Source organism: Sinorhizobium terangae, assembly GCF_029714365.1.
Taxonomy (GTDB): Bacteria; Pseudomonadota; Alphaproteobacteria; order Rhizobiales; family Rhizobiaceae; genus Sinorhizobium; species Sinorhizobium terangae.
On sequence record NZ_CP121660.1, the window covers coordinates 429,526 to 441,919 of the forward strand.

9 protein-coding genes are annotated in these 12,394 nt (G+C 59.8%); 3 read left to right on the top strand and 6 right to left on the bottom strand.

Features of this window, described 5'->3' with window-relative positions:
• The first annotated feature begins 313 nt into the window (after positions 1-313).
• From QA637_RS20735 to QA637_RS20745, 3 genes are all read left to right on the top strand, one after another.
• Positions 314-1,237 carry a sulfotransferase family protein gene (locus QA637_RS20735; RefSeq protein WP_153439867.1) on the top strand — a complete coding sequence of 308 codons (924 nt, stop codon included), beginning with the start codon at positions 314-316 and terminating at the stop codon, positions 1,235-1,237.
• A gap of 99 nt (positions 1,238-1,336) precedes the next feature.
• Positions 1,337-2,821: a pectate lyase gene (locus tag QA637_RS20740; protein WP_283066601.1), complete on the top strand. Its 1,485-nt coding sequence runs from the start codon at positions 1,337-1,339 to the stop codon at positions 2,819-2,821.
• Positions 2,822-3,070: 249 nt separating this feature from the next.
• Positions 3,071-3,922, top strand: coding sequence for a class I SAM-dependent methyltransferase (locus QA637_RS20745; protein ID WP_283066603.1), 852 nt, complete (start codon positions 3,071-3,073; stop codon positions 3,920-3,922).
• A 107-nt stretch (positions 3,923-4,029) separates the two neighbouring features.
• On the opposite strand, the gene QA637_RS20750 is transcribed toward QA637_RS20745, so the two are convergent.
• The 6 genes from QA637_RS20750 to rfbG form a co-directional block, all read right to left on the bottom strand.
• Positions 4,030-7,245 carry a beta strand repeat-containing protein gene (locus tag QA637_RS20750; RefSeq protein WP_283066605.1) on the bottom strand — a complete coding sequence of 1,072 codons (3,216 nt, stop codon included), beginning with the start codon at positions 7,243-7,245 and terminating at the stop codon, positions 4,030-4,032.
• Between the two features lie 175 nt (positions 7,246-7,420).
• Positions 7,421-7,822: a GtrA family protein gene (locus QA637_RS20755; RefSeq protein ID WP_153439863.1), complete on the bottom strand. Its 402-nt coding sequence runs from the start codon at positions 7,820-7,822 to the stop codon at positions 7,421-7,423.
• A complete protein-coding gene (locus QA637_RS20760) occupies positions 7,822-8,811 on the bottom strand; it encodes a glycosyltransferase family 2 protein (RefSeq protein ID WP_184108601.1) in 990 nt (329 codons plus the stop codon). Before QA637_RS20760 ends, QA637_RS20755 begins: the two co-directional genes overlap by 1 nt.
• Positions 8,811-9,812, bottom strand: a complete 1,002-nt coding sequence (locus QA637_RS20765; RefSeq protein ID WP_153439862.1) for an NAD-dependent epimerase/dehydratase family protein — start codon at positions 9,810-9,812, stop codon at positions 8,811-8,813. The genes QA637_RS20760 and QA637_RS20765 overlap by 1 nt, the downstream gene beginning before the upstream one ends.
• Before the next feature lie 222 nt (positions 9,813-10,034).
• Positions 10,035-11,273: an aminotransferase class I/II-fold pyridoxal phosphate-dependent enzyme gene (locus QA637_RS20770; protein ID WP_153439861.1), complete on the bottom strand. Its 1,239-nt coding sequence runs from the start codon at positions 11,271-11,273 to the stop codon at positions 10,035-10,037.
• A 21-nt stretch (positions 11,274-11,294) separates the two neighbouring features.
• Positions 11,295-12,383 (bottom strand): CDP-glucose 4,6-dehydratase, encoded by a 1,089-nt coding sequence (gene rfbG, locus QA637_RS20775; RefSeq protein WP_283066625.1) that lies wholly within the window; start codon positions 12,381-12,383, stop codon positions 11,295-11,297.
• Positions 12,384-12,394 lie beyond the last annotated feature (11 nt).

Sequence of the window (12,394 nt, forward strand, 5' to 3'; positions counted from 1 at the left end):
GGCCGTCGTTCAGGCGTTGATCCGATTGTCAAACGAGGTTGTGATCACTTTGTTCCTGCCAACTTAATGCGGGACAGCGCCGGGCGTAACGATTGGGAGGACAGTCGATGTCCTGGATCGTTAGTGACAATGATAGGGATCTTCCTTCGATACCGGAGGTCAATGGCCAAGCATATTGGGTTGTTGGGCAGTTCGCCGGAGCAGTGATTAGTTGGCGAGCGTGACCCTTGTTCCACCGCGCATACACACCCGCACAAGACGAAAGCCAGACTCAACCTCAAGATAAAGCACTAGGAGATGGAAGGCTTATAGGATGCCCACGCAAGCAACGCGCATCGTTTATATCGCAGGTTACGGACGTAGCGGGTCAACCCTTCTCGATATTGCCTTGGGACAACATCCTGTGGTGGTGGGCGCGGGGGAGATAACGTGTCTCACGCGGCACGTGTGGCGCCGGAATGAATATTGTGCGTGCGGCCATCCAATTCGCGATTGTGCCGTCTGGAGCACAGTCTTGCAAAAGTGGTCGAAGGATAGCGATCCGACGTTCATGTCAGAATATTGCGCACTTCAAAAGAAATTTGAAGGCTTGCCGGTATTCTTTAAAGTACTTAGTGGCATTGGTCTCGGAAGGCAGTTTTCGCCATATGCACTTCATACAAAGCGTCTATTTGATGAGATGCTGTCGTCGTCGGGCAAGCAGATGGTTGTCGACTCTTCGAAGTTGCCGGGGAGAGCGATGGCGCTTGCGCAGATCCCGGGAGTTGACATGCGCGTCATCCACCTGGTGCGCGACGGGCGCGGTGTGGCTTGGTCGCTGCTCAAGGGCTATCAGCGTGACGAAAAATCAGGATTGCAGAAGGAAATCAAGCCAAAGTCGGTATTCAGGACCGCTTTGCGATGGAGCATCGTGAATCTCGCAGTCGAATACCTCCTGCGAAAACTGGGCCCACAAAAGGTCATGCGAGTAAGATACGAGGATTTTGCATCTGATCCTGTCGGGATCATGCAGCAAATCGGGACATTTCTTGAGCTTGATCTAAGCCAGATCGGTTCAACTCTTCAAAGCGGCGGTTCCATGGGGCCAGGACACCAAGTCGCAGGGAACCGATTACGCATGAATGCATCGATCGCACTCAATAAAGATGAGACGTGGCGAACACGCATGCCATCCGGTCAGCAAGCTTCCTTTCAGCGATTGGGCGGTTGGATGCTCAGGCGCTACGGCTATCTTTGAGAAATGCGGATTATGTCTTCGGCGAAAGTCATCGCCCCTGCGCTGGCAATTGCACTCGGGCAAGATTGAATTTCAGCTTCGATTTGGTGGCATGAGAGCATGAAGGTAAATATTCGGTCGCGTAGTGTAAGCGTATTTCCTTTCACGGTCGCCCGCTTCTTGATGTTGGCGGGGCTGCTCTGCGCATTGTGTATCGGGCATCCAGGGGAGGCTGTTGCCCAGACCGCAACGGCGCTCGAGGGGCCTCTTTCACCCAAGCTTCCCGACGGTAGACAACGCGCCTTTCCCACGGCCGAAGGCTTCGGTGCCGGCTCCCTTGGCGGCCGAGGGGGGAAGGTGATCTATGTCGTCAACACGAAAGAATCCGGTCCAGGTTCCCTGCGTGACTGCATCGAAGCGTCCGGGCCGCGCATTTGCATCTTTCGCACGGGCGGTACCATTGTTCTCCGCGAGCGATCATTGGTTGTTCGAAATCCATTTTTGACCATTGCCGGAGAGACGGCACCGGGCGGAGGCATCGCGATCCGCAACGGTCGGACACAAATACGTCCTTCAATCGAAATCGTGACCAACGACGTGATCATAAGACACGTTCGCCTGCGCGCTGGTCCACATACGCGTAAAGCCTGCTGTTCCGGGAGCCTCGGAATGTACACCGAGGCGGCGAGAAACATCATGCTCGATCATATCTCTGCCAGTTGGGGATCGGATGAGACGATCGATTCAGAAGATGCCAGCAATTTCACGTGGCAGTGGGGAATTACGAGCGAGCCGCTCCTGATAGGTGGGCCGGGGAAAGAGAATCGCGCGCGCAATATGTTGTTTACCAAGGGTGGCAACGTCTCTGTGCACCACTCGCTTTTTGCTCTCGGCAAATACAGAAATCCGCAGATCAAAATGAAAAATGCCGGAGCGGTTGCCGATGTTGTGAATAATGTATTTTTCTCGCCAGAGTGGCAGTACGTCGTGAGCTTTGGCGATGAATGGGCGCATATCCAGGCGAACGTCGTCGGCAATTACAAGATCGCAGGAGAGAAGTTGCGAAACGACCACATGGTGCATCTCTTCAATGAAAGCGGGCTTGGTCACTCGATTTACGTCAAGGACAACTATGACGAACCCTACCGGACTGAATCCGGGCAGGATGACAGCTTGGTTTTGGCCGAGGGCCAGAGGCGATTTGTTGTGGCGGCACCATTCGACGCGCCCCAGATCCGCACCTCCGCGCCGATGAGTGCCTACGAAGATGTCCTGGCGAATGCCGGCGCGACAAAGCCGGAACGCGATGCCGTCGACCGACGCATTATTGAGGACGTCAAAAATCGCCGCGGACGATTGCTCGAAACAGATCCGGAGGACGTCGGGGGATGGCCGGACCTTGCCGCTGGGGTGCCTTACCAAGACAGTGATATGGACGGCATTTCAGACGATTGGGAAGTCAAGAATGGCATGGATGCGGCAGATGCCAATGATGGCCCGCAAGATGCGGACAATGACGGATGGACAAACCTGGAGGAGTTTCTCCATTTCATGGCCGGTGATAGCGGAGGCGGCGACGTCAAATTGCCCTTGGATGAAGAATGATTTGGTTGCGGCCTAAGATCCTCTCCTTATTCGCTGCAACATCGCCCTTTCTGACAGTGATTTTCCGATTATGCTGCAGTGGATCTTGGTATACGCAAATGTTTGAAAAGGCGCGTTGAGGGCGCGCGGAGACGCTTATGAGTACAGGTGATGATATCTACAGAACCGCGCGTCCAATCGGACGCGCAAAGGCCGCTGTAGTACTTTGAATTGCTGCATGATTTTGTCCTGAAGACGGATTAGCAAGCCATGACCGTGAGTGCCAGCAAGTTCTATTCATCAAGCGCCGATACGATCGATTCGGCGTCGGAATCTGCCTTCTTCGCCAAGCTGAAGATGCGAAACGGCACCTTTAAGCTGACGCGGCCTTCGCGCTTTCGTGAGCTGGAAGTCGCGTTTCGGCCGCTTATCGAGCAGCGCACGCGCTCGCTTCACGAAGTGCTGGATGTGGGGGTTTCCACGGGGTTGACGACTGTGGAACTCGCCAGCTTCTTGAAGGGGTGTGGCGCTGCTGCCCGCATCACGGCAACGGATCTCTTCATCGAGGCGCACATCGTTGAACTGGGGCCGGGCCTTAAAATTCTGTGCGATCCGGAGGGGTGGCCGCTGCAATATGACGTCTCGGGCATCATAATTCGTCCATGGGTCCGAAGGCTGGACTACGTGACGCTGGCTTTCATTCCACTTGTCCTTGGCCGCAAGCTGCTTCGCCCGCGCCTGCGTTCGCGCATAAGGGCCGGGATGAGCAGGCCAGTGAAAATGATTACCCGATCATTGCCATCGAATGGGGAAATAGAATTCGAAGAAAATGATATCATGCGTCGGTCACAGCACTTTGTCCGGCGGTTTGATCTGGTGCGTGCCGCCAACATTCTGAATACAAACTATTTTTCCCCGGATCAGATCCGGACCGCAATTGGGAATATCCATTCCTATCTCCGCGGTCCGGGTGCCTTGGTCATGATTGCGCGCACGAACCGCGCGCAGGAGAATGCCGGCACGCTGTTTGAACTCAAGGAGGACGGCTCGTTCGCCGTACTGGAGCGCGTGGGCGGGGGATCAGAGATCGAAAAGCTCGTGCTGGATTTCCGCGCCTCCTGAACTTAGGCACGTCTGCAGCAATGGCTGTTTGCTCCGCCCCGTTTTGCCGCGCCAGCACGGATCGAAAAATAAACTCCGCCTCTGACGCATGGGTCCAGCAGCGCTCGTTACACGACGAGTATATCTCCTGATGTCAGGCCCGGATGCGTCGACAGTGCGGCGAACTTCACGGCTGTGGCACCGGAAAGACTGCCGTCGGCATCGTAATAGAGCGAGCCGGTGACCGTATCATAGATGATCCTGGTGTTCGTATCCTGCGCCGTGGTTGCCCCGGCCGCGGCGTAGAATTGCGCGCTGGCGAGAAAGCCGGGGTTCAGCGCCGTGAAGACGCTTGCGGACAGGGCGAGCGTATCCTCCGGGGCAAAATCCGAGATCGTGTCCACATTCGTCGCTCCCAGGGCGAAATCGAACTGGAAGGTGTCGGCCCCCGAGCCCCCGAACAGGGCATCGCTTCCGCCGCCGCCCGAAAGGAGATTGGCGGTCCCGTCGCCATTGAGAGTGTCGTTGCCGGTCCCGCCCCAGACATTCTCGATGTTGCGGACCGTATCCTCGGCCACGCCTCCAACCGTGACGGTCGCAGTCGTGGCGCCATTGAGGGTGACGGAGACCGACGCGCTCTTGTCGCGATAGCTTGCCGTGTCGACGCCCGCGCCGCCATCGAGCGTGTCCACTCCGCCGCCACCTGTGAGCAGGTCCTTGTTGTCATTGCCGTCGAGCCGGTTAGCGAGATCGTCACCAGTCAGCGTGTCATTGCCCTTACCACCAAACACGTTCTCGATGTTGCGGATGGTGTCTTCAGCGGTGTTCCCAACGAAAACAAAACTGTCGCTCGATCCGTTGAGGGTCACCCGGACTGCGGCGCTCTTCTCGCGATAGTCTGCGGTGTCGGCGCCCGCGCCACCGTCGATGAAATCAGATCCAAGCGCGCCCCGGAACAGATTGTTTGCGGCATCGCCGACGAGCGTGTCGTTGCCGGATCCCGATAAAATATTCTCGATGCCTCTGACGGTGTCCTCGGCTATGCCGCCGACGAAGACGCTCGCATTGGCCGTGCCGTTGAGACTGACGTTGATTGCATCGGTCTTCTCCAGGTAGTCGGCCGTATCCGCGCCGTCGCCGCCGTCCAGCACGTCCTTGCCCAGGCCGCCCTTCAGGGTGTCGCCGCCATCATTGCCGAGCAGTGCATTGGCCTGGCTGTCACCGGTGAGTGTATCACCGGCGGAGCCACCGGAGATATTCTCGAAGTTCTGGATCGTGTCTTCGATCACGCCGTTGACCTTGACGGTCACGGCGTTGGCGCCGTCGAGCGTAACAGCTATGGACTTCGTCTTGTCCCTATAGTCGGCTGTGTCGATACCCGCTCCGCCGTCGAGACTATCGGTGCCCCCGCCACCGCGCAGCGTATTGCTGCCGGCGTCGCCCGTCAGGACGTCTGCGCCGGCACCCCCGAATACGTTCTCGATGTTGCGCACCGTGTCCTCGGCAACGCCGCCGACTGTTGCGATGGCGTTGGCCGTCCCCGCCAGCGCCAGGACCACCGCGGCGGTCTTGTCACTGAAATCGATCGTATCGGAACCAATACCTCCGTCGATGACGTCGAGGCCACCTGCACCCTTGAGAAGGTCGCCGCCCGCGCCGCCATTGATGACGTTCGCTTGCGCGTCGCCGGTGATGACGTCTGAGACGGCGCCACCTGTTACATTCTCGATGTTGCGGATGGTGTCCTCTGCGATACCGCCGACGAGGACTGTTGAGTTGTTGGAGCCGTTGAGCGTGACCGCGATCTGCTTGGTCGACGCGGAATAATCCACGGTGTCGCTGCCGCCCGCCCCATCGAGTACGTTCGCAGAACCGTCGCCTGCGAGGACGTCGTTACCCGAGCCGCCGATGATGTTCTCAATGTTGCGAAGCGTATCCTCCGCAACGCCGCCGACGGACACCGTGACGGCGTTCGCGCCGGCCAAACTGACGACCACGGACGCCGTTTTGTCGCTATAATCGGCCGTATCGACGCCGGCACCACCATCCAATACGTCTGCACCGAGGCCGCCGCGGAAGGTGTTCGCGGCCGCATCGCCGGTGAGTTGATCGTTGCCCGATCCGCTGATGATGTTCTCGATGTTGCGGACCGTGTCCTCTGCCGTTCCGCCAATAGTCGCGACGGCGTTGGTAGCACCGTTGAGTGAGATGACAACGGATTGAGTCTTGTCGCTGAAATCGGCGGTGTCGCTGCCGTCACCGCCATCCAACACGTCGGCACCGAGACCCCCGCGGAACGTGTTGGCGGCAGTATCGCCCGTGAGCGTGTCGCCCGCCGATCCGCCGACGATGCTTTCGATTTTCGCAATCGTGTCCTCGGCGACTCCGCCTACGGTTACAGTGGCCAGACCGCTGCCGTTCAACGTCACGGCGATGGCGGCTGTCTTGTCGCTGTAATCGGCGGTGTCGATGTCCTCGCCGCCGTCCAGGATATCGGCCCCGTCGCCGCCCCGCAGCCAATCATTGCCGCGCGCGCCCGAAAGCTTGTTGGCGCCGGCATCGCCCGTGAGCGTGTCGCCCGCCGATCCGCCGACGATGTTCTCGATGTTGCGGATCGTATCCTCCGCAACACCGCCAACAAAGACAGTGGAGTCATTGGCGCCGTCGAGCGTCAGGACGATCGCATCCGTCTTCTCCCGGAGATCAAAAGTGTCGACCCCGGCGCCGCCGTCGACCGTGTCGTTGCCGGCGCCGCCGAAGAGGGAATCGTCGCCACCGCCGCCGTCAAGGGTGTCGTTTCCGGCCTCGCCGCGTAAGGTGTTGGCCTGACCATTGCCGGTCAGGATGTCATCGCCCGAGCCGCCATAAGCGTTCTCGAAGTTGCTGATGGTGTCCTCGGCGAGACCGTTGACGAACACCGTGGTAGGTGTCGCGCCCCCCAAGGTGACCACGACCGACGTCGTCTTGTCGGTATAGTCGACCGTGTCGTTGCCGGCGCCGCCGTCAAGCACGTCGCTACCGCCCCCGCCTCTAAAAAGGTTGTTTTGCGCGTCGCCGGTGATGGTGTCGTCACCCGAGCCGCCATAGATGTTTTCTATCTTGCGTAGAATGTCCTCGGCAACACCGCCGACCGTCACTACCGCATCATTGATCCCGTTGAGCGTGACGGTGATCCCTGCCGTCTTCTCCCGATAGTCGGCCGTGTCGATGCCCGCGCCGCCGTCGATGACGTCCGCCCCTTCCAGTCCCTGAATGAGATCGTCACCGCCCGCGCCGATAATCGTGTCGTCTTGATCCGTGCCGATCAGGGTGTTGTTTCCGGATGTGCCGGTGATCGTTGCCATGGAAAATCCTCCCGTTCGGAATCCCTTGAAAGCCGCAATGGGCGGGGGCAGGGGTTCGCTCTATTGCTCTAATTCTCTAATGCCTCAATGCTTCAGTGCGATGCGCTCGTGCACCGTTCATTTTCTTGCCGCGCATGTCATTGACGCAAAACCATCGCGCGTTTCGGCGTGTCCATCAGGCCCGAAAGACCCACAGGAGTGCGACGAGATAGTTCCAGGCGAAGACCACAGGAACGCTCAGAATTTTAGCAAGAGGCGGTGGGATGAACGTCGCCAGCAGCGCGACCAAAAAGGTCGAGATCACGAGGCCGGTAAGCGTGCCGAGGACGAACTTCAACGCCTGAATCTGACTGTGCCGTGCGCGGAAAGTCCACGACCGGTTGAGAACATAACTTACGAGAATGCCGCAGGAATAGGATAGGATGTTAGCGTGGCCTGGTGCGGCGCCGGCGGCAAATAGACCCGTGAAGAGACCGAAATCGATCGTCGTAGTGACCGCACCAACAGTGGCAAAGCGCAGCAACCTGTCGATGCTTTCTTGCCGGCCGAAGGTGTAGCGGACGAGAAGATTGCGCATCAGGCTGACCCCACTCTCGACGGCGCATGCTCTGGCTGGCTGTGGAATTCGTCGTTCAAGCTCGCCTCGATTATCGGTGTCGGACGTCGCTTGGATTGCATGAATATCCGTCCGATATATTCGCCAATAATCCCAAGGAAGATCGCGTTCAGCGTGATGGAGAGCAGGATCAGGATCGTTGTCGTCGCAAAACCTGCAGGCCATTCCTGGCCGAAAACCAGTTTGCCGATGACGTAGCCGATGAGCAGCAGGAAGGTTGCTGTTCCCATGATCAGGCTGGTCATCGAGGCAATCCGCAGCGGCGTCAGCGAATGGTTGAGAATGCCGTCGACGGCCAGCGAGAACATGGCCCTGAACGGAAACTTGCTTTCACCCGCCACCCGCGCCTCGCGGTCATATTCGAAACCGATTTGGGAGAAGCCCATTGCGCTGATCAGCCCGCGCAAATAGGGCGACGTGTCGTCGACCCGGCGCAACTCATCCAGGATGCGCCTGTCGACCAGGCGGAATTCACCGACGTTCAGGGGGAGGTCGTCTTCGCTCAAGGCGTTGATGCATCGGTAGAAAGCACGCCTCAGGAAGGCGGTGAACCAGTCATCCGTGAGCGAGCGGCGAATTCCGTAGACGACCTGATGTCCCTGCCGCCATAGCGCCGCCATCTGAGGTATGCGGTTCGGCGGATCCTGGAGATCGCAATCGATCTGAACGGCGCAATCGCCAGTCGCCGCCTTGTACGCAACGAGGAGCGAGCGCTGATATCCGACATTGCGGCTGAAACGGATGACGCGGACACGGCGATCCTCGCGCGCAATCTCCTGGAGGATCTGGAAGGTACGGTCCGATGAATGATTGTCAGTGAAGATAATCTCATAGCCGTAGCCGGGCATTTCGCCGAACGCATCCACGATGGCGGCATAGGCTCGCCGGACGTTCGCCTCCTCGTTGAACGCTGGTACAAGGACAGAAATCAACGGCTTCTTGTCGGCCACTATGGAGCTCCCGTTCGTTCCCGGCGTGATGTGCCCGCCAATTGATTCTGCGGCTCCTGCAAGCGCAGGTGCTCGCGATACCAGGCGACGGTCCGCACGAGCCCCTCCGCCAGCGGAGTGGATGCGCTCCACCCGAGCAGGTTTCGGGCCAAGGCGGTGACGGCGCGGAAATCCGGAATGCCGGACGAACCGTCCGCCGGACCGTATTCAACGCGTGTCGGATCGGCGCCCGTTTCGGCAATGATCAGCCGGGCGACGTCGCGCATCGTCGGAGCAAAACCGGTGCCGATATTGATGACCGTGCCGCCAGGCAGCTGCGCCGCTGCCACGCGGAGGAGCCCGCCCACAGCGTCGTCGATATAGATCAGATCACGCCGATCCTCCGGATGTCGGACCATCGAGGTCTCTCCGGCCAGGCATCGGGTAACGAGCCATGGCAGGAGATAGGCGGTCGACTGCCAGGAGCCGTAGACCAGGGCGAGGCGGGCGGTGATGACCGGGAACGGAAGGCGACGCTGAAGAGCGCCGACCAAGTGTGTGGCAGCCACGAGTTCGGCGCCGTAGGCGTTGACCGGCATTTCGCGTGTCTCCTCCTGAAAGGGCGCCTGTGCGGAGCCATATTCGGCGAGCGAGCCGGTCCGGATCATCGCTCTTGGAGGACGGGGCGCGGCTGCGGCTGCGCTCAGCAAGCCGACCAGCACTTGCACCTGCTCTCGCATCGCATCCCTGGCGTCGGAGAAGTCGGGAGCTTCCGGCCGACGCGGACGGGCCGCGAGGTGAAAGATGCACTCGGGCTCTGCGTCAGAAAGACAATGTTTGAGCGCTGTCTCTGATTGCAGGTCAAAATTGTGTCGGATGACACCGACACGCAGGTCCTGGATCCGGCTGTCGTCGGAGCCGGGTCGGACGATGAGGTGAACCTGGTGGCCGGCCTCAAGGCAAGCCCTCGCAAGATGCGAGCCGACGAAGCCTGCGCCACCGGTTATGAGAATACGCGCCATCGACTTGGACCAGCCTGCTTTGTTGCGCCTTGATCATGAGAGCGAAACCTGCGTGCCGCTCAGGAACTGCGAAGCATTACCGCCCTCCTTGAGCGCCTCACCCATGTTCCGGTGCCGCCGGGATCGCCATCGCGGAGTCGCCCCGAGCTAATGAACGGGGTTGTCTCCGATAGTTGAGAGGCGGGCGGAATCCTGTGCATATTCCTTGCTCACCTCGCTCCATTAGATTCCAGTAGCACCCGCCTGCAGCGGTATTCGCACCTTCGGCTTCGCCGAGAAACTGTCGGCGAACTCGCAGAACGACGAATGGATATGGTCGAGTTGCTCTGACGTGAGACCGTGATGACAGGCGAGCAGTATCCCGCCGCGCATCACCGCGTCCGCGACAGGGTAGCCTTCCTGCGAGACCCGGCGGTTGACGCCTTGCATTGCCGGTTGGCGCAGGATGTTGCCGGTGAACACGGGGCGAGTCTGAATATCCCTGCGTTCGAGGAAGATCTGCATATCGCGCCTGGTAAACGGCGCGTCCGGCCGCACCGTAAGCGGGAAGGCAAGCCAGCCGGTACGGGATTCGGGCAATTGCCGCGGCAGGATGAACCAGTCCTCGTATTGTTTGAAGAAGGCCAACTGGGCGGCAAAGTTGCGCTCCCGGGCGGCAATGTTCTCTTCGAGCCTATCAAGCTGGACAAGCCCGAAGGCGGCACCCATCTCGGAGGGCTCCAAATTGAAGCCGAGCGCCTCGAACACGAATTTCGCGTCATAGGAGAAGCCGTCGATGTCGACGTTGAAACGATTTTCGACCGACTCGGAATCGACGAACAGTGACGAGGTGCGGCCCCAGGACCGCATCAATCTGGCGCGGCGCGCCAGCTCATCGTCATTGACGCAGAGCATGCCGCCGTTTCCGGCCGCCGTAATCACATGCGAGCCGTAGAAGCTGGTCGTGCTGATATCGGAGCGCTTGCCGGTGCTGGCGCCTTTGATGGTGGCGCCGAGCGTATCGCAACTGTCTTCGACGACGAATAGCCCATGCGCATCGGCAATCGCACGAATGCGATCCCAATCCGGAAGATTGCCGATCAGTGACGGGATCATCACAGCCCGGGTTTTGGGCGAGATCATCCGTTCGATCGCGTCGACATCGATGTTGTAGGTCGCCTCCGCCGCATCGACGAATGCCGGTACGAGACCCGCCCTGACGATAGGTGCGACGGTTGTTGCGAAGGTCAGGGCGGGGGTGATGACTTCCGCGCCTTGCGGCAACTGCAGCATCTCCACGGCCAGGTAATTGGCCGAAGATCCGGAATTGACCATGATGCCGTGCCGCTTGGCGAAGAGCGCCGCAACACGCTCCTCCATTCCTCTCACCGCGCGGCCCATCTGGGTCGACGTCCGCATGGCATCGACAACGGCTGCTATTTCCTTTTCTCCGTAAACGGCCTGCCCATAATTGACACGCATGTGATGCTCCCCATCTGCGGTTCAGGCCGCTCGGCCCCAGTCTGCTGCGTATCCGTCAAGTTGCTGTTGTGAGAACCGGCGCATGTCTGTCGGATCTTCCATGTATCTGCGGTGCCAGGCGACGGTCATTGCGACGGCCTCGTCCAGCCGGAGCAAGGGCTTCCAGCCGAGCTCGACATGCGACTTCGTACTGTCGAGGCGCAGAACGACCGACTCGGCCGGTTCGTCGACCCGGCGTTCGGCGATATATTCGGGCGGTCGGCCGCCCCATTGAGAGACGACCAGTTCCGCGAGCTCACCGACATTCACCGTTGCGTCCTTTTCGGGGCCGAAATTCCAGCCCCCCGCGAAGCGCGCGCCGGCATCGACGAGGCCGGCCGCCAACATCAGGTAGCCGCGAAGCGGCTCAAGAACATGCTGCCATGGTCTTACGTTTTTCGGGTTCCTGAGGCGCGCCGGTATTCCGGTTTCGGCAGCACGCACCAGGTCCGGAATCAACCGGTCGGCGCCCCAGTCGCCGCCTCCGATCACGTTGCCAGCCCGCACCGTGGCAAGTTGCGGACCCCCTGGATCGCTGAAGAAAGAGGAGCGATAGGCCGCGGCAACCAGTTCCGCGCATCCTTTCGACGAACTGTACGGGTCGCGACCACCCATGGGGTCGCTCTCTCGGTATCCCCACACCCATTCCCGGTTTTCGTAACATTTGTCGCTCGTGACAACGACGATGCCACGCAACGACGGCATGCGGCGCGCCGCCTCGAGCACCACGGCCGTTCCGATGACGTTGGTCATATAGGTGTCGACCGGCATCTCGTATGAGGTCCGCACCACGGCCTGCGCTGCCATGTGAATGACGAGGTCAAAGTCCTGCCCGCCAATGCTCTCCCCGAAGCCTGCCTCGCTGCGAATGTCGCCGACGCGCCCGTCGACGAGGCCCTCAAGGTCAACGGCGGAGCAGAACGAGGGGGCGACCGCCGGCAGGGCAATACCAACCACATGCGCGCCAAGACGGCGAAGCCAAAGCGAAAGCCATCCGCCCTTGAAACCGGTGTGGCCGGTGACCAGAACGCGGCGGCCGCGTAGAATCTGCGAGAGATCCGTCTCGTTCACGTTTCTCGCTC

Coding starts and splice junctions, on each gene's coding strand:
- QA637_RS20735 (WP_153439867.1), top strand. CDS start 314: ATGCCCACGCAAGCAACGCGCATCGTTTATATCGCAGGTTACGGACGT.
- QA637_RS20740 (WP_283066601.1), top strand. CDS start 1,337: ATGAAGGTAAATATTCGGTCGCGTAGTGTAAGCGTATTTCCTTTCACG.
- QA637_RS20745 (WP_283066603.1), top strand. CDS start 3,071: ATGACCGTGAGTGCCAGCAAGTTCTATTCATCAAGCGCCGATACGATC.
- QA637_RS20750 (WP_283066605.1), bottom strand. CDS start 7,245: ATGGCAACGATCACCGGCACATCCGGAAACAACACCCTGATCGGCACG.
- QA637_RS20755 (WP_153439863.1), bottom strand. CDS start 7,822: ATGCGCAATCTTCTCGTCCGCTACACCTTCGGCCGGCAAGAAAGCATC.
- QA637_RS20765 (WP_153439862.1), bottom strand. CDS start 9,812: ATGGCGCGTATTCTCATAACCGGTGGCGCAGGCTTCGTCGGCTCGCAT.
- QA637_RS20770 (WP_153439861.1), bottom strand. CDS start 11,273: ATGCGTGTCAATTATGGGCAGGCCGTTTACGGAGAAAAGGAAATAGCA.